Source organism: Actibacterium sp. D185-2, assembly GCF_054954595.1.
On the sequence record NZ_JBPWNX010000010.1, the window covers coordinates 23,869 to 46,376 of the forward strand.

Annotated in this window: 21 protein-coding genes; 15 read left to right on the forward strand and 6 right to left on the reverse strand. The window is 65.8% G+C overall.

From position 1 onward, the window contains the following. Positions 1 to 5: 5 nt before the first annotated feature. Positions 6 to 986 carry an SLAC1 anion channel family protein gene (locus ACSR1C_RS14780; protein WP_460260150.1) on the forward strand — a complete coding sequence of 327 codons (981 nt, stop codon included), beginning with the start codon at positions 6 to 8 and terminating at the stop codon, positions 984 to 986. 10 nt (positions 987 to 996) lie between these two features. On the opposite strand, the gene ACSR1C_RS14785 is transcribed toward ACSR1C_RS14780, so the two are convergent. From ACSR1C_RS14785 to ACSR1C_RS14795, 3 genes are read right to left on the reverse strand one after another with little or no spacing between them, the layout of a single operon-like run. Then, positions 997 to 1,782, reverse strand: a complete 786-nt coding sequence (locus ACSR1C_RS14785) for an iron chelate uptake ABC transporter family permease subunit (protein ID WP_460260151.1) — start codon at positions 1,780 to 1,782, stop codon at positions 997 to 999. Then, positions 1,772 to 2,524, reverse strand: a complete 753-nt coding sequence (locus tag ACSR1C_RS14790) for a metal ABC transporter ATP-binding protein (protein WP_460260152.1) — start codon at positions 2,522 to 2,524, stop codon at positions 1,772 to 1,774. The genes ACSR1C_RS14785 and ACSR1C_RS14790 overlap by 11 nt, the downstream gene beginning before the upstream one ends. After that, on the reverse strand, positions 2,521 to 3,009 hold the full coding sequence (locus ACSR1C_RS14795; RefSeq protein ID WP_460260153.1) for a Fur family transcriptional regulator: 489 nt from the start codon (positions 3,007 to 3,009) through the stop codon (positions 2,521 to 2,523). Before ACSR1C_RS14795 ends, ACSR1C_RS14790 begins: the two co-directional genes overlap by 4 nt. Positions 3,010 to 3,084: 75 nt before the next feature. Here ACSR1C_RS14795 and ACSR1C_RS14800 point away from each other — a divergent pair, with 75 nt between their 5' ends. Together ACSR1C_RS14800 and ACSR1C_RS14805 are read left to right on the forward strand one after the other, a co-directional pair. Continuing rightward, complete coding sequence (locus ACSR1C_RS14800; RefSeq protein WP_460260154.1) at positions 3,085 to 4,038, forward strand: zinc ABC transporter substrate-binding protein; 954 nt, start codon at positions 3,085 to 3,087, stop codon at positions 4,036 to 4,038. Between the two features lie 57 nt (positions 4,039 to 4,095). Continuing rightward, positions 4,096 to 4,917 (forward strand): 2-dehydro-3-deoxygalactonokinase, encoded by an 822-nt coding sequence (locus tag ACSR1C_RS14805; protein ID WP_460260155.1) that lies wholly within the window; start codon positions 4,096 to 4,098, stop codon positions 4,915 to 4,917. Here ACSR1C_RS14805 and ACSR1C_RS14810 read toward each other — a convergent pair. Then, positions 4,914 to 6,158 (reverse strand): urate hydroxylase PuuD, encoded by a 1,245-nt coding sequence (locus ACSR1C_RS14810; RefSeq protein WP_460260156.1) that lies wholly within the window; start codon positions 6,156 to 6,158, stop codon positions 4,914 to 4,916. The two genes, ACSR1C_RS14805 and ACSR1C_RS14810, sit on opposite strands and share 4 nt — an antisense overlap. A gap of 102 nt (positions 6,159 to 6,260) precedes the next feature. On the opposite strand from ACSR1C_RS14810, the gene ACSR1C_RS14815 reads away from it, so the two are divergent. Next, complete coding sequence (locus ACSR1C_RS14815; protein WP_460260157.1) at positions 6,261 to 7,187, forward strand: LysR family transcriptional regulator; 927 nt, start codon at positions 6,261 to 6,263, stop codon at positions 7,185 to 7,187. Here the strand turns inward: ACSR1C_RS14815 and uraH are convergent. Then, positions 7,172 to 7,537, reverse strand: coding sequence for a hydroxyisourate hydrolase (gene uraH, locus ACSR1C_RS14820; RefSeq protein ID WP_460260158.1), 366 nt, complete (start codon positions 7,535 to 7,537; stop codon positions 7,172 to 7,174). The two genes, ACSR1C_RS14815 and uraH, sit on opposite strands and share 16 nt — an antisense overlap. 160 nt (positions 7,538 to 7,697) lie before the next feature. Between uraH and puuE the strand changes: the two genes are divergently transcribed. From puuE to ACSR1C_RS14840, 4 genes are all read left to right on the forward strand, one after another. Beyond that, positions 7,698 to 9,116: an allantoinase PuuE gene (gene puuE, locus ACSR1C_RS14825; RefSeq protein ID WP_460260159.1), complete on the forward strand. Its 1,419-nt coding sequence runs from the start codon at positions 7,698 to 7,700 to the stop codon at positions 9,114 to 9,116. 14 nt (positions 9,117 to 9,130) lie between these two features. Beyond that, a complete protein-coding gene (gene alc, locus ACSR1C_RS14830; protein WP_460260160.1) occupies positions 9,131 to 10,144 on the forward strand; it encodes an allantoicase in 1,014 nt (337 codons plus the stop codon). Continuing rightward, on the forward strand, positions 10,141 to 10,629 hold the full coding sequence (locus tag ACSR1C_RS14835; protein WP_460260161.1) for an ureidoglycolate lyase: 489 nt from the start codon (positions 10,141 to 10,143) through the stop codon (positions 10,627 to 10,629). Before alc ends, ACSR1C_RS14835 begins: the two co-directional genes overlap by 4 nt. A 67-nt stretch (positions 10,630 to 10,696) precedes the next feature. Beyond that, complete coding sequence (locus ACSR1C_RS14840) at positions 10,697 to 12,154, forward strand: uracil-xanthine permease family protein (protein WP_460260162.1); 1,458 nt, start codon at positions 10,697 to 10,699, stop codon at positions 12,152 to 12,154. 187 nt (positions 12,155 to 12,341) lie between these two features. Here ACSR1C_RS14840 and ACSR1C_RS14845 read toward each other — a convergent pair whose 3' ends face one another. After that, complete coding sequence (locus tag ACSR1C_RS14845) at positions 12,342 to 15,938, reverse strand: hydantoinase B/oxoprolinase family protein (protein ID WP_460260163.1); 3,597 nt, start codon at positions 15,936 to 15,938, stop codon at positions 12,342 to 12,344. A 173-nt stretch (positions 15,939 to 16,111) separates the two neighbouring features. Here ACSR1C_RS14845 and ACSR1C_RS14850 point away from each other — a divergent pair, with 173 nt between their 5' ends. From ACSR1C_RS14850 to ACSR1C_RS14880, 7 genes are all read left to right on the forward strand, one after another. Beyond that, on the forward strand, positions 16,112 to 16,672 hold the full coding sequence (locus ACSR1C_RS14850) for a NifU family protein (RefSeq protein ID WP_460260164.1): 561 nt from the start codon (positions 16,112 to 16,114) through the stop codon (positions 16,670 to 16,672). Further along, complete coding sequence (gene tsaB / locus ACSR1C_RS14855) at positions 16,662 to 17,282, forward strand: tRNA (adenosine(37)-N6)-threonylcarbamoyltransferase complex dimerization subunit type 1 TsaB (RefSeq protein ID WP_460260165.1); 621 nt, start codon at positions 16,662 to 16,664, stop codon at positions 17,280 to 17,282. The genes ACSR1C_RS14850 and tsaB overlap by 11 nt, the downstream gene beginning before the upstream one ends. Continuing rightward, positions 17,279 to 17,698, forward strand: coding sequence for a GNAT family N-acetyltransferase (locus tag ACSR1C_RS14860; protein ID WP_460260166.1), 420 nt, complete (start codon positions 17,279 to 17,281; stop codon positions 17,696 to 17,698). The genes tsaB and ACSR1C_RS14860 overlap by 4 nt, the downstream gene beginning before the upstream one ends. A 159-nt stretch (positions 17,699 to 17,857) precedes the next feature. Further along, positions 17,858 to 18,847: a BMP family lipoprotein gene (locus ACSR1C_RS14865; protein WP_460260167.1), complete on the forward strand. Its 990-nt coding sequence runs from the start codon at positions 17,858 to 17,860 to the stop codon at positions 18,845 to 18,847. A gap of 11 nt (positions 18,848 to 18,858) precedes the next feature. After that, positions 18,859 to 20,424, forward strand: a complete 1,566-nt coding sequence (locus ACSR1C_RS14870) for an ABC transporter ATP-binding protein (RefSeq protein WP_460260168.1) — start codon at positions 18,859 to 18,861, stop codon at positions 20,422 to 20,424. A 3-nt stretch (positions 20,425 to 20,427) separates the two neighbouring features. Next, a complete protein-coding gene (locus ACSR1C_RS14875; protein WP_460260169.1) occupies positions 20,428 to 21,522 on the forward strand; it encodes an ABC transporter permease in 1,095 nt (364 codons plus the stop codon). Further along, complete coding sequence (locus ACSR1C_RS14880; protein WP_460260170.1) at positions 21,522 to 22,487, forward strand: ABC transporter permease; 966 nt, start codon at positions 21,522 to 21,524, stop codon at positions 22,485 to 22,487. The genes ACSR1C_RS14875 and ACSR1C_RS14880 overlap by 1 nt, the downstream gene beginning before the upstream one ends. Positions 22,488 to 22,508: the final 21 nt, after the last annotated feature.

Genomic DNA, 22,508 nt, shown 5'->3' on the forward strand with positions numbered 1-22,508 from the left:
CTCTCATGAGCAGTTCAGACATTCCCGGCAGCACGGCGCATAACCGGCTGGCGCATTTCCCGATCTCCTTCTTCGCCACCGTCATGGGGATGATGGGTCTGACCCTGGCCCTGCACGCGGCCGAGCAGGCCTTCGGTCGGGGCGGCGCGCTGTCGCATGGCGTGCTGGCCGTTTCGGCGCTGCTGTTCGCGGTACTGCTGGCGCTTTACGGCCTGAAGCTGCTGCGCCATCCGGACCATGTGATCGCCGAATGGCACCATCCCATCCGGCTGGCATTCTTTCCCACGGTATCGATCTCGCTGCTGCTGCTGTCGGTCGCCACGCTGGGCGACTGGCCCATGCTGGCGCGGGGGCTGTGGGTCACGGGTGCCGCATTGCAGGGGGTGCTGACCCTGTCGGTCATGTCCGGCTGGATCGGGCATCGCAGCTTTCAGCATGTGCATCTGTCGCCCGCCTGGTTCATCCCGGCGGTCGGCAATGTGATCGTGCCGGTGGCCGGGGTGCAGCTTGGCTATACCGAGTTGAGCTGGCTGTTCTTTTCCGGCGGGATCGTGTTCTGGATCGTGCTGCTGACGCTGGTGTTCAACCGGCTGACCTTTCACGATCCGCTGCCGGGGCGACTGCAACCGACGCTGGTGATCCTGATCGCGCCGCCCGCCGTGGCCTTCATCGCCTGGGTGCGAATGACCGGCGGCGTGGACGCCTTTGCGCATATCCTGCTGAACACCGGCTATGTCTTCGCGCTGATCGTGGCCACGCAGGCGCCGCGCATCCTGCGGCTGCCCTTCGCGCTGCCGTTCTGGGCGTTGTCGTTCCCGCTGGCGGCGCTGAGCATCGCCAGCTTCCTTTATGCCGACAAGGCCGGATCTGCAGCGCATAAGGCGGTCGGCACCGGGGTGCTGGCGCTGCTGGTGGTGGTGATCGCCGCGCTGCTGTACCGCACCGCCGTGGCGATCCGCCGGGGCGAGATTTGCCAGCCGGAATAGGCGGCGCCCGTCAGGCCCGGCGCGGCAGCGCCAGCATCGCGGCAAAGATCAGCGCCGCCACCGCCACGATGCTGGGCCCCGCGGGGGTATCCAGCCGCAGCGACGCCCAAAGCCCGCCCAGTGCTGCCGCTGCACCGACCAGCACCGCGAACACCGCCATCGCCTCGGGCGTGCGGGCCGGGCCACGGGCGGCCGCCGCCGGGATGATCAGCATCGCCACGATCAGCAGCGCCCCCACCACCTTGATCGCCACCGCCACCACCAGCGCCAGTGCCACCACCAGCACCATCCGTTCGCGCCCCGGATCAATGCCCGACGCCTGGGCCAGTTCTTCGTTCAGGGTGGCGGTCAGCAGCGCCGGCCAGCGCCATATCAACAGCGCCAGAACCGCCGCCGCCCCGCCCCAGATAAAGCCCAGATCGGCCCGGCTGACCGCCAGGATATCGCCGAACAGATAGGCAGTCAGATCGACCCGCACCCCTTGCAGGAACGACACGCCGACCAGCCCGAAGGCCAGCGCCGCATGGGCCAGTACCCCCAGCGTGGTGTCCATCGCCAGCCCCCGCCCCGCCAGCGCGCTGACCGCCAGCGCCATGGCCAGCGCCACCGCCAGGGTACCGACAAAGATGTTGACCGAAAACGCCAACGCCAGCGCCACGCCCAAGATCGCCGCATGCGATGTGGCCTCGCCGAAATAGGCCATCCGGCGCCAGACCACGAAACAGCCCAAGGGCCCTGCCGCCAGCGCCACGCCCAGACCGGCCAGCGCCGCGCGGATCAGGAAATCATCCAGCATGGCTGTGCTCCGTGTGCGGATCGTGGTCGCAATTGTCGTGATCGTGATCATGTTCATGCTGATAAAGCGCCAGCGCGCCGCCGGTGCCCTGGCCGAACAGCGCCCGGTATTCCGGCGCGTTCGACACCACATGCGGCGTGCCCTGGCAACAGACGTGATGGTTCAGGCACAGAACCCTGTCGGACGCGCTCATGACCACATGCAGATCATGGCTGACCATCAGGATGGCGCAGCCGGTCGCCTGCCGGACCTCTTCGATCAGTTGATAGAAGGCGGCGGTGCCGGGCTGATCCAGCCCTTGGGTGGGTTCGTCCATGATCAGGATCTGCGGCTGGCTCAGCAAGGCGCGGGCCAGCAGAACCCGCTGGAACTGACCGCCCGACAGCGTGTCCATCTGCTGATCTTCGACCCCCGGCACCCCCACCCGCGCCAGCGCATCGGCGCAGGCGGCGGGGCTGTGCCGCTTGGGCAGCGACAGGAACCGGCGCACCGTCATCGGCATTCGCCCGTCAAGCGCCAGCCGCTGCGGCATATAGCCGATCACCAGCCCCTTTTGCCGCATCACCCGCCCGCCCGACGGGGCGATCACGCCCAAAAGCGCGCGCATCAGCGTGGACTTGCCGGACCCGTTGGGCCCCACCACCGTGACGATCTCGCCCGGTTCAATGGCGAAATCCACATGCGACAACGCCGCTGCCCCGCCATAGTGAACAGACAGATCTTTGGCGGTGATCAGGCTCATGCGGCCTCCTGGCAGACGGGGCACAGGCCGACCGCCTCGATGCTCAGCCGCTCGACCCGGAAGCCTACCGTCCGGGCGGCCTCGGCCATGGCCTGGGCCACGCCGGTGCCGGGGGCCTCTGCCACCTGATGGCAGCCGGTGCAGATGAAAAATGCTGGGCGGTGCGGCTCACCCGGATGCATGCAGGCGGCGAAGGCGTTCAGGCGGCGGATGCGGTGTGCCAGCCCGTTCTCGACCAGAAATTCCAGCGCGCGGTACGCCACCGGGGGCTGCTTGCCAAAGCCGTCCTCGGCCAGCCGCTCCAGCACGTCATAGGCACCCAGCGCCTGATGGCTTTCCAGCAAAATCTCCAGCGTGCGGCGCCGCACGGGGGTCAACCGCAACCCGTTGGCGCGGGCCAGCGCGTCGGCCCGGGCCAGCACATCACCGCAGCACGCGGCGTGGTCATGCTCGGCAAAGGCGAGCGGTCTGTCCGGCGGCGTCATGATTTCCCCCTTGACTCGTTATGGTATAACATAACAATAAGTGTTTCCTGAATGCAACCACCCATGAGGCATCCGATGCGCCTACCCCTTACCCTGTCTGCCGCCCTGATGACGAGCCCCCTTTGGGCCGATGTGCCGGCAGTTGTTACCGACATTCCCGCCATCCATTCGCTTGCCGCGCAGGTGATGGGTGATCTGGGCCAGCCTGCGGTCCTGCTGGATAAGGGGGCGGATCCGCATCACTTTCAGCTCCGGCCCTCGCAGGCCCGGGCACTGTCGCAAGCCGACCTGCTGTTCTGGATCGGCCCCGAACTGACCCCGTGGCTGGACCGCGCGATCGGCGGGGTCGGCCTGCGCGGCGACGCGGTGGAGCTGCTGGAGGCCGAAGGTACCGTGATCCGCGCCTTCGGCGAAGATCACGAAGACCACGAAGTTCACGAAGATGAGCATGAAGAAGACCATGACACGGACCATGCCGACGCGGACGGGCATGACCACGCCCATGACGGGCTGGACCCCCACGCCTGGCTCGACCCGCAAAACGCCCGTGTCTGGATCGGGGTAATGGCCCGGCATCTGGCGCAGGCCGATCCCGAACATACCGACCGCTATGCCGCGAATGCCACCCAGGCCGTCGCGACAGTCGATGCGGCCGAGGCCCGCGCCCGCGCCATTCTGGCCCCGGTCGGGGCCACGCCGGTCATGGTGTTCCACGATGCCTATGGCTATTTCGCCGCCGCGCTGGGGGTGAACGTGGCGGGCAGCATCGCGTTGGGCGATGCGGCCAGCCCCGGGGCCGGGCGGCTGGCCGCGATCCGCGCCGAGCTGGCGCATGAAGGCGCGGTCTGCATCTTCCCCGAGGCGCAGCATGACCCGGCCTATATCGAGGCTGTGGTCACCGGCACCGGCGTACGTGTCGGCGCGCCGCTGGATCCGTCGGGCACCGCGCTGGCCTATGGTCCCGCACTTTACGGCGATCTTCTGACCGGACTGGCGCAAACCATCGCCGATTGCGTCACCGCGCCCTAGGCCGGTTCCTTTGCGCCGCCGGATCGCCTATCTGGGACGCAAGGAAAGGGGGCTGCCATGCCGGACGACATCACCGCAGACTGGATCGCCGCCGCACAGGATGGGGCAGACCTGCGCCTGTGGGCGATGCACGGCGCGCGCGCCGTGGCGCAGACGCGCTGCAGCCCCGACGATCTGCGCCGGGCTGTCGCCGCGCTGACCGGCGCCCTGCCCCCGGTCACCGTCTGCGGCCTGCCACAGGCCAGGCTGCGCAAGGTGCCCTGCGCCGCGCTGCCCGACACCTTGCCCACACTTGCCGTGGGCGGCCTGACCGTCCGGGCGGTGCCCGGGCTACGGCAGGACAGCCCAGCCCATGTAATGCAAGGCGCCGAAACCGCGATTGCCGGATTTCTGGCGCTGAATCCGACATTCGACGGGGTGCTGTGCCTACCCGGCGAGGTGACCGCCTGGGCCCATATCAGCGCCGAAGAGGTGGTCAGCTTTCAAACCTTCCTGACCGTCGGCATGGCCCGCCTGTTGGAGGATCGACTTGGCCTGTCCGGTACCGGCTGGGCCGATGACGGCTTTGCCGATGCGCTGTCCGAGATGATGGCCCGGCCCGAACGGCTGGCCGGGCGGCTGGCCTCGTTGCACGCGCAGGGGCGGCTTGGCACCCCGCCTGCCGATGCGGCACGGGCGCGGCTTTGGGGCGCGCTGATCGGGACGGAACTGGCCGCCGCGCGGCCCTATTGGCTGGGCCAGCAGGTGGCGGTGATCGGCGGCGGCGAAATCGCCCGCGCCTATGCCACGGCCATCACCGCCCAGGGCCTGCCGCCGGTCGAGGCCGGGGACGAGGCGATGCTGCTGAACGGGCTGGCGGCGGCCAAAGCGCGGACTTAGCCCTCGCCACCCTCGACCGCGGCGCGATACCAGGCGACGATCGCGGCGCGCTCGACCGGGTCCATGTAGGACACGTTCGCCGGCGGCATCGCGTGGCTGGCCCCGGCCTGAAGGAAAATCTGTTTGGCGTGGCGGGCGACCTCTGCCTCGGTTTCCAGCACCACGCCCTTGGGCGCATGACGGATCCCGTCCCAGCCGGGCTGTTGCGCGTGGCACATCGAGCAGCGCCCCAGCACGGTGTAATAGACATCCTCGAACCCGTCGGCGCTGGCGAATTTCTGCTCGAACGCGGTCAGGGCGGCCTCTTCCTCCTCCGCCGCCGCGCCGCCATACATCGGCGCCAGCGACAGCGCCATCACCGCCAGGAACAGCGCGACCGTCGCCGCCCACGTCCAGCGCGGGTTGCCTTTGCGGGCATGAACCGTGTTGAAATAATGCCGGATCGTGACCCCCATCAGGAACACAAGGCTGGCGATGATCCAGTTGTACTGCGTCGCGAAGGCCAGCGGATAGTGGTTCGACAGCATCAAGAACAGCACCGGCAGGGTCAGATAGTTGTTATGGGTCGACCGCTGCTTGGCAATCTTGCCATATTTCGCATCGGGCGTGCGCCCGGCCTTCAGGTCGGCCACGACGATTTTCTGGTTCGGGATGATCACGAAGAACACGTTGGCCGACATGATCGTGCCCGTAAGCGCGCCCAGATGCAGCAGCGCCGCCCGCCCCGAAAAGATATGCGTGAACGCATAGGCCAGCACCACCAACACCACATAAAGAAACAGCATCAGCCGGGTATTATCGTCGCCGAATTTCGATTTGCACAGGGAATCATAGGCGATCCAGCCAACGCTGAGCGACAGAAGCGAAATCACGATCCCGGCCCAGACCGGAATATCCAGCACCGTCGGATCGACCAGATACAGATCCGCGCCCAGATAATAGACCAGGATCAGCATCCCGAACCCCGACAGCCAGGTAACGTAGCTGTCCCATTTGAACCAGACCAGATGCTCGGGCATCTGCGCGGGGGCGACCAGATATTTCTGGACATGGTAGAAGCCGCCGCCATGCACCTGCCATTCCTCGCCATCGGCGCCGCTGGCCAGGTTGCGGTCGCGGTAAAGCCCCAGATCGAGCGCGATGAAATAGAAGGACGACCCGATCCAGCCGATCCCGGCGATCAGATGCAGCCAGCGCACGGCGAATTGCGCCCATTCCTCGATAAAGGTCAGTTCCAGCATCCCGCGTCCCCTTTGTTGCGTCCTGCAACGCTATACCGCGCGCCAGCTTTTTGTTAATTCAGCAAATACTACAGCAGTTTCAAACAAAGCCGAAAAATCCCCATGGCCTATGTGAACAACATCAAAATGTTCCTGCGTGTCTATGAATTAGGCAGCATGAGCGCCGCCGCGCGTGATCAGCGCGCCTCGCCCGCCGTGGCCTCGTCGCGCATCGCCGAGCTGGAAAAGCATCTGGGCGTGCGGCTGTTCAACCGCACCACGCGGGCCCTGAACCCGACCGAAAACGGGCGGCTGTTCTATGACGGCGCACGCCGGATACTGGAAACGATCGACGAGGCCGAGGCCCAGGTGGCGGATACGACCCAAGGCGCGCGCGGCACGGTCTTTGTTGCCGCGCCCCTGGGCATCGGGCGGCGGTTCATCGCGCCGCATGTGCCCGCGTTCAAGGACGCCTATCCGCAGATCGACGTGCGGCTGCGGGTTTCGGACCGCGCGATCGACGTGACTGGCGAAGGGCTGGATGTGGCGTTTCATCTGGGCCCGTTGGGGGACAGCGACCTGAAGGTGCGCGCCATCGCCGAATGCCCGCGCGTCCTGTGCGCCGCGCCCGCCTATATCGCGCGGCGTGGGCATCCCAGGAATGGGGCCGATCTGGTGGATCAGGGGCATGATTGCCTGAACCTGCGCTTTCCCGGCGCGCGCGAATTCCGCTGGCCGCTGATAACCCCCGAAGGCCCGCAGCATTTCGCCATTTCCGGGCCGCTGGAATCCGACGACGGCGATGTGCTGACCGCGTGGGCGCTGGCCGGGCGCGGCGTGATCCTGAAGCCCCTGTTCGAGGTGGCGCCGCATCTGGCCTCGGGCGCGCTGGTGCCGGTGGCCACACAAACCCCGCCGGTGCCGACCCAGCTGGCCTGCCTTTACCCCACGCGCCGCTTCAAGGATGCCAAGGTCCGGCTGTTCGTCGATTTCATGGTGGCGCGCTGCAAGGAAGAGCTGGCCGCGCGGATGGCTCAGCTGCCGCGATAGGTGGAATAGCCAAATGGCGACAGCAGCAGCGGCACATGGTAATGTGCGCCCGCGTCGCTGATGCCGAACCGCAGCGGGATCGCATCCAGAAAACGCGGGCTTTCCGGCGGGGTGCCGCTGGCATCCAGATAGGCCCCGGCGTGGAAGATCAGCTCGTACACACCGGGCGCGAATTCGTCCGCCGGCAGGATCGGCGCGTCGGTGCGCCCGTCCGAATTCGTCACCATATGCCGCAGATGGGCGCGCGTATCACCTTCGATCCGGTACAGATCAACCGTAAGCCCCGCCGCGGGCACACCCCTGCCCGTGTCCAGAACATGTGTCGTCAGATAACCGCCCGTTTCAGCCATGCCTATTTCCTTTGCCCTTTGCCCGTTTCATACTCTTCGTGCCACGGCATGACCGCTCAGAGGGCGCGTCCGGGGCTTCTGAAAGTCTTTCAAAATTTTCTTGAAAAACCGCTTTCCGTAACTGTCATAGACATGCGGAATTCGTACAGGAGAGACAAGCGTGACGCGATACCTTCGTGACATGCACGGCTACGGCGCCGTGCCGCCCGATCCGAAATGGCCCGGCGGGGCCCGCATCGCGGTGCAATTCGTCATCAACTACGAAGAGGGCGGCGAAAACTGCATCCTGCACGGCGATGCCGCGTCCGAGGCGTTCCTGTCGGAAATCGTCGGCGCTGCGCAATGGCCGGGGCAACGCCACTGGAACATGGAATCGATCTATGAATATGGCGCGCGTGCCGGGTTCTGGCGGCTGCACCGGCTGTTCACCGATGAACATGTGCCGGTCACCGTTTACGGCGTGGCCACCGCGCTGGCGCGGTCCCCCGCGCAAGTCGAGGCGATGCAGGATGCAGGCTGGGAGATCGCCAGCCACGGGCTGAAATGGGTCGAATACAAGGATGCCGCGCCCGAAGACGAACGCACCGATATGGCCGAAGCCATCCGCCTGCATACCGAGGTCACCGGCGAGCGGCCGCGCGGCTGGTATACCGGGCGCTGTTCGGTCAACACCGTCGATCTGGCAAGCGAAGAGGGCGGGTTCGATTACGTCGCCGACATCTATTCCGACGATCTGCCCTATTGGCGCCGCCACAAGGGGCGCGATCAGCTTTTGGTGCCCTATACGCTGGACGCCAACGACATGCGCTTTGCCACACCGCAGGGGTTCAATTCCGGCGATCAGTTCTATGCCTACCTCAAGGACAGCTTCGACGCGCTGTATGCCGAGGGCAGCCAGGGCCAGGCCAAGATGCTGTCGATCGGGCTGCACTGCCGCCTTGTCGGCCGGCCCGGCCGGGTGCAGGCGCTGAAACGCTTCATCGAATATGCCAAGCGCCACGCCGGCGTCTGGTTCGCCCGGCGCATCGACATTGCCGAGCATTGGGCCACCCACTTTCCGCCGCCCGAGTTCGACCGCCCCTCTGAAATGACGCGCGAGGCGTTCATCGCGGCGTTTGGCGGGGTGTTCGAACATTCGCCCTGGATCGCCGACCGCGCCTTCGATCTGGAACTGGGTCCGGCCCACGATACCGCCGTGGGTGTGCATTCGGCGCTTTGCCGCATCTTCCGCGCGGCCAGCGCGGCGGAACGGCTAGCGGTTCTGACCGCCCACCCGGACCTGGCCGGCAAACTGGCGACCGCCAGACGCCTGACCGCCGACAGCGCCACCGAGCAGGCCGCCGCCGGGCTGGACGCGCTGACCGATGCGGAACGCGCCGAATTTACCCGCCTGAACGGCGCCTATACCGCAAAATTCGGCTTTCCCTTCATCATCGCCGCGCGCGATCATGACAAAGCCGGTATTCTGGCGGCGTTCGGCACCCGCCTGAACAATGACCGCGACGCCGAATTCGCCACCGCCTGCAAACAGGTCGAGCGGATCGCGCGGCTGCGGCTGAACGACATGCTTTCACATTAACAAGAAGAAGCAACATGCCCTCGATCGAGTCTTTGAACCCCGATGTTCCCCTTTACGCCCGCACCGGCATCAACCTGGCCTCGGCCGGGCTGGGCGCGAAGGCAATCGCCGCCACCAACGAATTCTTCGCCCCGCTGGAGCGGATGCTCGATGACAGCGAACCCGTTTTCGTCGAGGGCAAGTTCGACGATCACGGCAAATGGATGGACGGCTGGGAAACCCAGCGCCGACGCGGTGGCGGGCACGACCACGCCACGATCAAGCTGGCAGCCCCCGGCCGCATTCTGGGCTTCGACGTGGATACCGCGCATTTCACCGGAAACTATGCCCCCGCCTGCCGGATCGAGGCCTGCAGCACCACCGACGACAAGCTGGAGGATGCGAACTGGGTGCAGATCCTGCCCAACCGCCCGCTGGGCGCCAGCGCGCATCACTTCTTCAAATGCGACAGCTATGAAAGCTGGACCCATCTGCGGCTGCATATCTATCCCGATGGCGGCGTAGCCCGGCTGCGCGTCTTCGGGGTGCCGGAACTTGACCCGATCAGCGACGGGCAGGAAATCGACCTTGTCGCCGCGCTGAACGGCGGCCGCATCCTGGCCTTTTCGGATGCCCATTACGGCAGCTACAACCGGCTGCTGGCACCGGGGCGCGGAATCAACATGGGCGACGGCTGGGAAACCCGGCGCCGGCGCGAGCCCGGCTATGACTGGATGGTGCTGGCCCTGGGCGCACGCGGACGGATCGAACGGGTGCTGGTGGACACCGCCCATTTCAAGGGCAACTTCCCCGACCGTTGCTCGATCCAGGCGGCCGATCTACAGCATTTCGGCGACGGGTTGACCGATGCGCTGGTCACGGATTCGATGTTCTGGCGCACCCTGCTGCCCGAACAGAAACTGAGCGCGGATTCGATCCATGAATACCGTGATGCGCTGGCGGAACTGGGGCCGGTCACCCATGTGCGCTTCAACATCCATCCCGATGGCGGGATCAGCCGGCTGCGGCTGTTCGGGCGGCCCGAGTGAGCGATGTCATCCCGATCCGCCCCCTGACGGCAGAGGCGTTCGCCCCCTTCGGCGACCTCCTCGACACGGCCGGAGCGCCGGACAGGATCATCAATCAGGGATTGTGTGGGCGCTATCATGACCGGGCGCGGCTGGATTTCGGGCCGGACGGGCGCGCGGGCATCAGCCTGTTCAACGCCCAGCCGCGCGCCCTGCCCCTGACCCTGGACATGGTCGAGCGTCACCCCGAGGGCAGTCAGGCCTTCATCCCGATGACCCATCAGCCGTTTCTGATGATCATCGCCCCCGACGACGGCGGCACGCCGGGGCGCCCGCTGGCCTTCGTCACGCAGCCGGGTCAGGGCGTCAATTACCACCGCGGCACATGGCACGGGGTGCTGACCCCGCTGCACGCGCCGGGCCTGTTTGCCGTGGTCGACCGCATCGGAAACACCGAAAATCTAGAGGAACATTGGTTCAAAACCCATTTTGTGGTTCAATTTTAAAGGTTTTGTAACGCCGCGAACAACAAGCGGCGACAAGCCGAAACATAATCCCGACAGGAGACGGTAGATGACGGATAATTCACTGGGTACGCCAGACCAGCTGCGCGACCCGAATTACACCCCCCCGCTGGCCAAGGCGATCCCGCTGGGCATTCAGCACGTTCTGGCGATGTTCGTGTCGAACGTGACACCGGCGATCATCGTCGCCGGGGCGGCCGGGTTCGGCTTCGGCTCCAACTCGCCCGATTTTCCCGAGCTGCTGTACATGATCCAGATGTCGATGCTGTTCGCCGGGATCGCCACGCTGTTTCAGACCATCGGCTTCGGCCCGGTCGGCGCGCGGCTGCCGATCGTGCAGGGCACCAGCTTTGCCTTCATCCCGATCGCCATTCCGCTGGTCGCGGGCAAGGGTGTGGACGCGCTGGCGGCGCTGTTCACCGGGGTGCTGATCGGCGGGCTGTTCCATGCCTTCATCGGCACATTCATCAAGAAGATCCGCTTTGCCCTGCCGCCGCTTGTGACCGGGCTGGTGATCACCATGATCGGCCTGGCGCTGGTCAAGGTCGGCATCGAATACGCTGCGGGCGGTGTGCCCGCCAAGGCCAGCGGGGCCGCCAGCTATGGCGGGTTGCTTAGCTGGTCGGCGGCGCTGATCGTGGTGTTCGTCACCCTGGGGGTCAAATTCTATACCCGTGGCATGACATCGGTCTCGGCGGTGCTGATCGGCATTCTGGTAGGCTATGCTTATGCCGTGGCGGTTGGCATGCTGCCGGTGGCCAGGATCACCGGAAGCTGGTCGGGGGCCGCCGCCTTCGCCCTGCCGCAGCCGTTCAAATACGGGTTCGAACTGTCGGCCGCCGCGATCATCGGTTTTTGCCTGATGGCCTTCGTGTCGGCGGTGGAAACCGTGGGCGACGTGTCGGGCATCACCAAAGGCGGCGCCGGACGCGAGGCGACGGATAGCGAAATCCAGGGCGCGACCTATGCCGACGGCCTGGGCACCGCCATCGCCGGCGTGTTCGGCGCACTGCCCAATACCTCGTTCAGCCAGAATGTGGGCCTGATCGCCATGACCGGCATCATGAGCCGCCAGGTGGTGACCTTCGGCGCGATTTTTCTGATCCTGTGCGGTCTGGTGCCCAAGGTCGGCGGCGTGATCCGCACCATCCCGATCGAGGTGCTGGGCGGCGGGGTGATCGTGATGTTCGGTATGGTCGTGGCCTCGGGCATCTCGATGCTGTCCGATGTGAAATGGGACCGGCGTAACATGGTGATCTTCGCGGTGGCGCTGTCGGTCGGGCTGGGCCTGCAGCTGGAGGTAATGAACGTACCGCCGGGGGCGCCGAACGCGCTGCAACACCTGCCCGACGCGTTGCGCATTCTGGGCGCCTCGGGGATCCTGCCGGCCGCGCTGATCGCGATCGTGCTGAACCTGATCCTGCCCGAAACGCTGTCGGGCGACTCGACCGAGGAAGTCTCGGGCGGTTTATCCGGCCTCGGACAGGGCTCCCTTCCTGGCGAATAATTCAGCCACAACGCCATCGCCCCCCCGCCACCAGCGGGGGGTTTTCTTTGGAAAGGGTCGCAAACCGCGTTGGTCCGTGCTGCGGGCGAAGCGGAGAGGTGACTGCCGCGCACCGCGCTCTCACCTGGTCACGGGCCCGCCCTTCCACCAAACCACCACAGTCTGCCGGCGCGCCCTTTTCCGTCCCTCAGCCAGCCCGACCCCAGCCGCCGCCGCCGGGTGTCAGTATCTCGAACAGCCCGCCTGCGGGCAGGTCGATCTCGTCATTGCCGCCCAGCGCAATCCGGCGCCCGTCGGGCAGTTCAGCGGCATTCCCCCCTACCGCCCCCGGCGCACCGCCATCCACGCCGAACGGCGGCACAAGGCGATGCGAACACAGCGTCGTCACCGTCACCGACACCAGAAACCGCAACCGCCGGATCGCGCCATCCCCGCCATGCCAGCGCCCCGCCCCGCCCGAGCCATGGCGGATCGCAAAGACCTCCAACCGCACGGGAAAGCGTTTTTCCAGCACCTCGGGGTCGGTCATGCGGGTGTTGGTCATATGGCTTTGCACCGCATCACAGCCATCAAAGCCCGGCCCGGCACCGGTGCCGCCGGCGATGGTTTCATAATTCTGGAAATCGTCATTGCCCCAGATGAAATTGTTCATCGTGGCCTGGCTGCCCGCGATCACCCCCAACGCACCATAAAGCGCGTTGCAGGCGGCCTGGCTGACCTCGGTATTTCCGGCGATCACCGCCGCCGGATAGCGCGGGTTCAGCATCGTGCCTTCGGGGGCGATGATGCGCAGCGGCTTCAGGCAGCCCTCGTTCAGCGGAATATCGGCCCCCACCAACGTGCGGAATACATAAAGCACCACCGCCCGGCAGATCGAAAACGGCGCATTATAGTTGCCGCTGTGCTGCGCGCTGCTGCCGGTGAAGTCGATCACCGCCTCGCGCGCGGCGCGGTCCACCCGCACGGCCACCTCGATCCGCGCGCCATGATCCATCGGATAGCTGAACGCGCCATCCGACAGGTGGTCAACCACCCGGCGCACGCTTTCCTCGGCATTGTCCTGAACGTGGCCCATATAGGCGGTGACGCCCTGCGGCCCATAGGCGGCCACGACCTTCAGCAACTCGCGCCGTCCGGTTTCATTGGCGGCAACCTGCGCCTTCAGGTCGGCCATGTTCTGGGCGATGTTGCGGCACGGATAGGGCCCCGCGCCCAGCAACGCCGCGGCCTCGCCCTCCCGGAACCGACCCTGATCGACCAGCCGGAAATTGTCGATCAGCACGCCCTCTTGCGCGATATGGGTGCTGTCGGGCGGGCCCGATCCCGGCGTGCGCCCGCCGATATCAGCATGATGCCCGCGCGAGCCGAGCCAGAACAGAACCGCGTCGCCCACAAAAACCGGCGTGACCACCGTAACATCGGGCAGATGGGTGCCGCCGTTATAGGGCGAATTCAACATGAACGCATCACCGGGCCGGATCGCCCCCGCATTCTGGCGCATCACCGTCTTGATGCTGTCGGACATCGACCCCAAATGCACCGGCACATGCGGCGCATTGGCCACCAGATCGCCCTGCGCGTCGAAGATCGCGCAGGAGAAATCCAGCCGTTCCTTGATGTTCACCGACCACGAGGTGTTGGCCAGCGTCGCCCCCATCTGATCGGCCACCGACATGAACAGGTTGTTGAACACCTCCAGCAGGACCGGATCGGCCCGCGTGCCCGCCGCATGGGCGCGGGGCTTGGTGGCCACGCGGTCAAGGATCAGGTTACCCGCCGCGTCCACCCGCGCGGCCCAGCCCGGTTCGACCACGTTGGTGCCGGTGGGTTCGGTGATGATCGCGGGCCCCTCGATCGCCGCGCCCGCGCCCAGCCGCCCGCGGTCGTAAAGCGGCACCTCGCGGCGCGCGCCGTCCAGATGCAGCGGCACATGCGCCAGCGGCGCGCCGTCCCCTTGCGGGACCTGCCCGGCGGGGGCTTCGCCGGTTTCGCCGATCGCCTCGACGCTGAGCATATCGAAGAACAGCGCCCGCTCGGGCGAGGTAAAGCCGAACCGCGCCTGATGCGCGGCCTCGAACGCGGCCTGCATGTCCGATACCGGGCCGAACGGCACCTCCAGCATCTGGTGCGAGCCGTCATAGCGCAAATGCGCGCGCATCTCGTGGCGGATGGCGTCGGGGGCCACGCCCTGCCCGGCCACCTCGGTCCCGGCCTGTTCGCGCAGTGCATCCAGCGCCGCGCGGGCCTGTGCGATATCCGTCAGCGGCGCGTCGAACTGGCGCTCGTGCATCGCGCGGATTTCTGCCAGGCCCATGCCATAGGCCGACAGAACCCCCGCGAAAGGGTGCAAAAACACCCGTTTCATACCCAGCGCATCGGCCACCAGGCAGGCGTGCTGTCCGCCCGCGCCGCCGAAACATTGCAGCGTGTATTGGGTCACGTCATGACCGCGCTGCACGCTGATCTTCTTGATCGCGTTGGCCATGTTGTCGACCGCGATGCGCAGGAATCCTTCGGCCACGGCTTCGGGCGGGGCGGGCGGTTGGCCGGTCGCGGCGGCGATCTGTTGCGCCAGCGCGATGAATCTGGCGCGCACCACATCGGCGTCCAGCGGCTGATCGCCATCGGGGCCGAAGACGGGCGGAAAATGCGCCGGGGTCAGCTTGCCCAGCATGACGTTGCAATCGGTCACGGTCAGCGGCCCGCCCCGCCGATAGCAGGCGGGCCCCGGATCGGCGCCCGCGCTTTCGGGGCCGACCTGATAGCGCCCGTCGCGGAAGCTGCAGACCGACCCGCCCCCGGCGGCCACCGTGTGGATATCCATCATCGGCGCGCGCATCCGCACACCGGCCACTTCGGTCTCGAACGACCGCTCGTAATCGCCCGCGTAATGGCTGACATCGGTCGAGGTGCCGCCCATGTCGAAGCCGATCAGCCGATCCAGCCCCGCCGCCTGCGCCGTCCGAACCATGCCGACGATGCCGCCTGCCGGCCCCGACAGGATCGCATCCTTGCCCTGAAACAGCGCCGCATCGGTCAACCCGCCATTGGATTGCATGAAAAGCAGCCGCTCGCAGGCGCGGCCCATGTCCAGCGCGCCCGCCACCTGATCGACATAGCGCCGCAGGATCGGCGACAGATACGCATCCACAACCGTGGTATCGCCGCGCCCGACCAGTTTCATCAGGCGCGAAACGCGGTGGCTGGGCGAGATTTGGGTGAACCCGATTTCGGCGGCAATCCCGGCCACGCGGGCCTCGTGTACCGGGTTGAGATAGGCATGCAGGCAGGCAATCGCCACCGCACGGATGCCCATGTCATAGGCGGCCTGCAGCGCGGCGCGGGCGGCGCCTTCGTCCAGCGGGCGCAACACCTGTCCGTCGGCATCCAGCCGCTCGGGCAGTTCGGCCACCTGTTCATACAGCAGATCGGGGCGCCTGATTTCCAGATCGAACAGATGCGGCCGGGTCTGATAGCCGATCCGCAGCAGATCGCCGAAGCCTTCGGTGATCAGCAGCAGCGTGCGCTCGCCCTTGCGTTCCAGCAGCGCGTTGGTGGCCACGGTCGTGCCCATCTTCACCGCGCGGATGGTGCCGGGGGGGATCGGATCGCCCGGCGCCAGCCCCAGCGCGTCACGGATGCCCTGAACGGCGGCGTCGCGGTAGCGTTCGGGATTTTCGGATAACAGTTTGCGGGTGCTCAGCCGCCCGTCGGGGTGCCGGGCCACGACATCGGTAAAGGTGCCCCCGCGATCAATCCAGAATTCCCAGGCCCCACGCTGCATCCGCTTCCCCTTTTTCAGCCCCTTGTCCGGCTTCCTGGACGGGGGGCTGAATGTCAATCGTCTTTGCCGTACAGGACATATCTGCGCCGGGCGCGAATAGTTTAGAATAACTCTAAACCTTGACTTGAGCCGGGCGAGGACGCATATCCCCGGGAACAGACGGAGACACGCGCATGTTCATCCAGACAGAATCCACACCGAACCCCGCAACGCTGAAATTCCTGCCCGGCCGGTCCGTGCTTGAGGCGGGAACCGCCGATTTTCCCAGCTCGGAAACCGCCGGCCAGTCGCCCCTGGCCGAGCGGATCTTTGCCGCAGACGGCGTATCGGCCGTGTTCTTCGGCACCGATTTCGTGACCGTGACCAAGGACGACGCCGTGGCGTGGGACCATATCAAGCCCGCGATCCTGGGCGCGATCATGGAATTCTATCAATCCGGCCAACCCGTCATGGTCGGCGAGAACGAGGCCGCCGGCCATGCCACGCATGACGGTCCGGATTCCGAGATCGTCGAGCAGATCAAGCAACTGCTGGATACCCGCGTGCGCCCGGCCGTGGCGCAGGATGGTGGCGATATCACCTTTCACGGGTTCGAGCGCGGCGTGGTTTACCTGCATATGCAGGGTGCCTGCGCCGGCTGCCCCTCGTCCACGCTGACGCTGAAGATGGGGATCGAGAACCTGTTGCGCCACTATATCCCCGAAGTGATCGAGGTGCGCCCCGTTGCCGCCTGACCCCCTGATCCTGGGCTTCGACACATCGGCCGCGCATTGCGCGGCCGCTTTGCTGTCTGGTGATCGGGTTCTGGCCTGCCGCGCCGAAGAGATGGGCAAGGGTCAGGCCGAACGCCTGATGCCGCTGCTGCAAGACCTGCTGGCCGAAGGCGGCGCAACCTGGCGCGATCTGGCCGTCCTCGGCGTGGGCGTCGGCCCCGGCAATTTCACCGGCATCCGCATCGCCGTATCCGCCGCGCGCGGGCTGGCGCTGTCGCTTGGGGTGCCCGCCGTGGGGGTCAGCACGTTCGAGGCACAGGCCTTTGGCCTGCCGCGCCCGGTAACCGCCCTTGTCGATGCGCGCCGCGGGATGGTCTATGTGCAGCATTTCGATGAAACCGGCGGCACCGCCCCGCAACTGTTGCCCTGTGATCAGGCCATGGGCGACAGCCGTGCGGCGGGTATCCCGGTGGCCGGTGCCCTGTTGCCCGGCGCGCTTGCCGTCAATATCGCCCATCTGGCGGCACGGCGGCTGGCGGCGGGCACGGATATTCCCCGCCCTGCGCCGCTGTATATCCGCGCCGCCGATGCCGCCCCAGCCTCGGACCCGCCGCCGGTGATCCTGCCGTGACGCCCGACGCACTGGCCGATCTGCACGCTGCCTGCTTCACCACACCCCGGCCCTGGGGTGCGGACGAATTCCGCGCCTTGCTGGACAGCCCCGGCGCCTTTCTGGTGGGCGATGCGCAGGGCTTTGCCCTTGGCCGGGTGCTGGCCGGCGAGGCCGAGCTGCTGACCCTGGCCGTACATCCGCGGGCCCGGCGCCAGGGGCTGGGGCGGCACTGGCTGTACGCGTTCGAGTCCGAAGCCCGCGCACGCGATGCCGACACCGCCTTTCTGGAGGTCGCCGCAGACAATACCGCAGCGCGCGCGCTGTACCGCCTTGCCGGCTATGCCGAGGCCGGGCGCAGGCCGGGCTATTACCGCCCGCCCGAAGGACCGCGCATCGACGCCCTTGTGCTGCGCAAGGTCCTGATCACGCACTGACCCAACGTCACGCAATTCCCTGAGCGTAAAGTCAAAAAGCTGTTGACCCTCTTTCATCGCTGCGGCCTTAATTGCGGATGATAGATTTACAGGGGGCGTTCAAGGCATGGCACCAATGTCAGGCCAGCCGCCCCCGGGTACCCAACTCGGAGTGACTTGATGACGACGATGCAAAAAATTCTTGGCGCTGCCGCCACGCTGGCCCTGAGTGCCGGTGCCGCGCTGGCGGACCCCGCCCTGATCTTCGATCTGGGCGGCAAGTTCGACAAATCCTTCAACGAGGCTGCCTTTGCCGGTGCCGAAAAGTGGAAGGCCGAAACCGGCGGCAACTTCAATGAGATCGAACTGCAATCCGAAGCCCAGCGCGAACAGGCGCTGCGCCGCTTCGCCGAGGCAGGCAACAACCCGATCGTCATGACCGGCTTTGCCTTCGGGTCCGTTCTGGGCGAGGTTGCGCCGGATTACCCGGACACCAAATTCGCGATCATCGACATGGTGGTGGACGCGCCGAACGTGCGCTCGGTCGTGTTCAATGAACATGAAGGCTCGTATCTGGTCGGCATGATGGCGGCGATGGCATCGAAGACCGGCACCGTGGGCTTCATCGGCGGCATGGACATTCCGCTGATCCGCAAATTCGCCTGCGGCTATGTCCAGGGCGTCAAGGCGGCCAATCCCGATGCGACCGTGATCCAGAACATGACCGGCACCACGCCGGCGGCCTGGAACGATCCGGTCAAGGGCGGCGAGTTGACCAAGGCGCAGATCAGCCAGGGCGCGGATGTGGTCTATGCCGCCGCCGGGGGCACCGGCGTGGGTGTGCTGCAGGCCGCCGCGGATGAGGGCATCCTGTCGGTCGGTGTGGACAGCAACCAGAACTACCTGCACCCGGGTCAAATCCTGACCTCGATGATGAAACGGGTGGATGTCGCCGTCTATGACGCCTTCATGGGCGGCATGGATCTGGAACCCGGCATCAACGTTCTGGGCCTTGCCGACAATGGCGTGGGCTATGCGATGGACGAGTTCAACGCCGATCTGGTGACCGAAGACATGATCGCCGCCGTGGAAGCCGCGAAAGCCAAGATCGTGGCGGGCGAGATCACCGTGCACGACTATATGTCCGACAACACCTGCCCGGTGAAATAAGGACCGCGCCGGTGAGCAGCGATACACAGAAGGGACGGCGGGAAACTGCCGTCCCGGCCATTGAACTCAGAGGCATTTCCAAGGCGTTCGGGCCGGTTCAGGCGAACAAGGATATTTCGATCCGCGTCATGCCGGGCACGATCCACGGCATCATCGGCGAAAACGGCGCCGGGAAATCCACGCTGATGTCGATCCTCTATGGCTTTTACAAGGCCGATGCGGGCGAGATTTTCATGAATGGCGCAAAAACCACCATTCCCGACAGCCAGGCCGCGATCCGCGCCGGGATCGGGATGGTGTTCCAGCATTTCAAGCTGGTGCAGAATTTCACGGTTCTGGAAAACGTGATCCTCGGGGCCGAGGATGGCGCGTTTCTGAAACCGTCCCTGTCCAAGGCGCGCGGCATCCTCAGGGGGCTGGCCGAGGATTATGAACTGAGCGTGGACCCCGAAGCCCTGATCGAGGATCTGTCGGTGGGCCACAAGCAGCGGGTCGAGATCCTGAAGGCGCTGTATCGCCAGGCCGATATCCTGATCCTGGACGAGCCCACCGGGGTTTTGACCCCGGCCGAGGCCGACCACCTGTTCCGCATCCTCGAAAACCTGCGCGCCGAGGGCAAGACAATCATCCTGATCACCCACAAGCTGCGCGAGATCATGCACATCACCGATACGGTCAGCGTGATGCGGCGCGGCCAGATGACGGCGACGGTCAACACCGCCGACACCAGCCCCGAACAGCTGGCCGAGCTGATGGTGGGCCGCAAGGTCCTGTTGCAGGTCGACAAAGCACCCGCAACCCCCGGCGCCAGCGTGCTGGAGGTCGAGGATCTGAACGTCGTCGACGAAGACGGCGTTCAGCGCCTGAAAAATGTGTCCCTGACCGTGCGCGCGGGCGAGATTCTGGGCATTGCCGGGGTCGCGGGCAACGGCCAGTCGCACTTGCTCGAAGTGTTGGGCGGCATTTGCACGGCCACCGGCGCGGTGCGGATCAACGGCCAGCCGATCGACCTGACCGGCAGGCATTCCGATGCCCAGTCGCGCCGGGCGCGCGGCATCGCCCATGTGCCCGAAGACCGCCAGAGCGAAGGCCTGATCATGGATTTCATGGCCTGGGAAAACATGGTTTTCGGCTATCACAACGATCCGGCCTATCAGAAGAACGGGATGCTGATGGACAATTCCGGCATCCGCACCGAAACCGAAGCCAAGATGGGCCGGTTCGACGTGCGCCCGCCGAACCCCGACCTGCCCGCCAAAAGCTTTTCCGGCGGCAACCAGCAGAAAATCGTGCTGGCGCGCGAGATCGAGCGCAACCCCGACCTGCTGCTGATCGGCCAGCCCACCCGCGGCGTGGATATCGGCGCGATCGAATTCATCCACCAGCGCATCATCGAGCTGCGCGACGCGGGCAAGGCCATTCTGCTGGTCAGTGTCGAGCTGGAGGAGATCCTGTCGATGTCCGACCGGATCGCGGTGATGTTCGACGGCCGGATCATGGGCGAGCGCCTGCCGCATGAAACCGACGAGACGGAACTGGGCCTGCTGATGGCCGGCGTGAACGGGAAGGCCGCGTAAGCCATGGAAAAGATGCCCAAATGGGCCGATGTGGTCCTTGTTCCGCTGATCAGCCTGTTGCTGGCCTTCATCCTGTCGGCGCTGGTGATCGTGGCAATCGGCGAAGACCCGGTGGCCGCCGTCAAGATGATGGTCAAAGGCGCGGTCGGGTCGACCTATGGCTGGGGCTATACGCTGTATTACGCCACCAATTTCATCTTCACCGGCCTGTGCGTGGCGGTCGCCTTTCACGCCTCGATGTTCAATATCGGCGGCGAAGGGCAGGCCACCCTGGGCGGCCTTGGCGTGGCGCTGGTCTGTCTGGCCTTTCCGTGGCCGCATTGGGCGCTGGCCCTGCCGGTGGCGGTGCTGGGGGCGGCGCTGTTTGGCGCGGCCTGGGCGGCGATCCCGGCATATCTGGCGGCCAGACGCGGCAGCCATATCGTGATCACCACGATCATGTTCAACTTTATCGGTGCGGCGGTGCTGAACTATCTTCTGGTCAATGTGATGCGGCCCGTGGGGTCGATGGACCCCGCCACCGCGAAATTCCCGCCCGGCACCCACCTGCCCACGCTGCATGACATTCTGGCGGTGGTCGGCATCCCGTTTTCCAAGGCGGCACCGGCGAATATCAGCTTTCTTATCGCGATTGCGGCCTGTGTTCTGGTCTGGGTTCTGATCTGGCGCACCCGGCTGGGCTATGCGATCCGCGCCTACGGAAAATCCGAATCCGCCGCCGTCTATGCGGGCATTTCGCCCACGCGGATCATCATGATCTCGATGCTGATCTCGGGCGCATTGGCGGGCATGATGGCGATCAACAACGTGATGGGCGAGGCCGAGCGGCTGGTGCTGAACTCGGTCGAGGGGGCGGGCTTTATCGGTATCGCCGTGGCCCTGATGGGCCGCAGCCACCCGTTCGGGGTGTTTCTGGCGGCACTGCTGTTCGGGTTTCTGTATCAGGGCGGGGCCGAGCTGGCGCTGTGGACCAAGATTCCGCGCGAGTTGATCGTGGTCATTCAGGCGCTGGTGATCCTGTTCACCGGCGCGCTGGACAACATGGTGCGGATGCCGATCGAGAAACTGTTCATGTCCCTGCAAAAGGACAAAGCGTGATGGATTTCGCAACCGTCCTTCAGGTCTCCGACTCGACCATCCGGCTGGCGACACCGCTGCTGCTGGCCTGTCTGGCGGGGTTGTTTTCGGAACGCGCGGGCATTTTCGACATCGGGCTGGAAGGCAAGATGCTGGCCGCGGCCTTCTTTTCCGGCGCCATCGCCGCGGTTACCGGCAATGTCTGGCTGGGGCTTCTGGCGGGGATCGGCGCGTCGATGGTGCTGTCGGCGATCCACGGGCTGGCCGCGATCACCTTTCGGGGCAATCAGCTGATTTCCGGCGTGGCGATCAACTTTCTAGCGGCCGGGCTGACCGTGGTGATCGCGCAGGACTGGTTCCATCAGGGCGGGCGCACGCCGTCGCTGATCGGCGGGGCGCGGTTTGCCCCGGTCAAGCTGCCCTTCGCCGATGCGCTGCGCGAGGTGCCGGGGCTGGGCCCGGTCTATTACGAACTGCTGTCGGGCCACATGATCCTTGTCTATGCCGCCTTCGCCTGTGTGCCGCTGACCTGGTGGCTGCTGTTTCGCACCCGGTTCGGCCTGCGCCTGCGGGCGGTGGGGGAAAACCCCGCGGCGGTGGATACGGCGGGCGTGTCCGTGATCGGCATCCGCTTTGCCGCCGTGGCGATCTGCGGCATCCTGTGTGGCATCGCCGGAACCTATCTGGCCACTGCGTTGCAGGCCGGATTCGTCAAGGACATGACCGCCGGACGCGGCTATATCGCGCTGGCGGCGCTGATCTTTGCCAAGTGGCGGCCCTGGTACGCGCTGAGCGCCACGCTTTTGTTCGGGTTCCTGCAGGCGATTGCGCTGCGCTATCAGAATATCGACCTGGGCGGAATCGTGGTGCCGGTGCAGGTGATGGATGCGCTGCCCTATATCCTGACCGTCATCATCCTGGCCGGTTTCGTGGGCAAGGCGATCCCGCCGCGGGCGGGCGGCGAACCTTATGTGAAAGAACGCTGACAATACGCCCCCGCCGATACG

What these genes read in the sequence shown, in the direction of transcription:
- ACSR1C_RS14875 (WP_460260169.1), top strand. Translation starts at nt 20,428, where the DNA reads ATGGAAAAGATGCCCAAATGGGCCGATGTGGTCCTTGTTCCGCTGATC.
- uraH (WP_460260158.1), bottom strand. Translation starts at nt 7,537, where the DNA reads ATGGCTGAAACGGGCGGTTATCTGACGACACATGTTCTGGACACGGGC.
- alc (WP_460260160.1), top strand. Translation starts at nt 9,131, where the DNA reads ATGCCCTCGATCGAGTCTTTGAACCCCGATGTTCCCCTTTACGCCCGC.
- ACSR1C_RS14850 (WP_460260164.1), top strand. Translation starts at nt 16,112, where the DNA reads ATGTTCATCCAGACAGAATCCACACCGAACCCCGCAACGCTGAAATTC.
- ACSR1C_RS14780 (WP_460260150.1), top strand. Translation starts at nt 6, where the DNA reads ATGAGCAGTTCAGACATTCCCGGCAGCACGGCGCATAACCGGCTGGCG.
- ACSR1C_RS14880 (WP_460260170.1), top strand. Translation starts at nt 21,522, where the DNA reads ATGGATTTCGCAACCGTCCTTCAGGTCTCCGACTCGACCATCCGGCTG.
- ACSR1C_RS14845 (WP_460260163.1), bottom strand. Translation starts at nt 15,938, where the DNA reads ATGCAGCGTGGGGCCTGGGAATTCTGGATTGATCGCGGGGGCACCTTT.
- ACSR1C_RS14815 (WP_460260157.1), top strand. Translation starts at nt 6,261, where the DNA reads ATGGCCTATGTGAACAACATCAAAATGTTCCTGCGTGTCTATGAATTA.
- ACSR1C_RS14840 (WP_460260162.1), top strand. Translation starts at nt 10,697, where the DNA reads ATGACGGATAATTCACTGGGTACGCCAGACCAGCTGCGCGACCCGAAT.
- ACSR1C_RS14795 (WP_460260153.1), bottom strand. Translation starts at nt 3,009, where the DNA reads ATGACGCCGCCGGACAGACCGCTCGCCTTTGCCGAGCATGACCACGCC.
- ACSR1C_RS14790 (WP_460260152.1), bottom strand. Translation starts at nt 2,524, where the DNA reads ATGAGCCTGATCACCGCCAAAGATCTGTCTGTTCACTATGGCGGGGCA.
- ACSR1C_RS14805 (WP_460260155.1), top strand. Translation starts at nt 4,096, where the DNA reads ATGCCGGACGACATCACCGCAGACTGGATCGCCGCCGCACAGGATGGG.
- ACSR1C_RS14800 (WP_460260154.1), top strand. Translation starts at nt 3,085, where the DNA reads ATGCGCCTACCCCTTACCCTGTCTGCCGCCCTGATGACGAGCCCCCTT.
- ACSR1C_RS14810 (WP_460260156.1), bottom strand. Translation starts at nt 6,158, where the DNA reads ATGCTGGAACTGACCTTTATCGAGGAATGGGCGCAATTCGCCGTGCGC.
- ACSR1C_RS14865 (WP_460260167.1), top strand. Translation starts at nt 17,858, where the DNA reads ATGACGACGATGCAAAAAATTCTTGGCGCTGCCGCCACGCTGGCCCTG.
- ACSR1C_RS14785 (WP_460260151.1), bottom strand. Translation starts at nt 1,782, where the DNA reads ATGCTGGATGATTTCCTGATCCGCGCGGCGCTGGCCGGTCTGGGCGTG.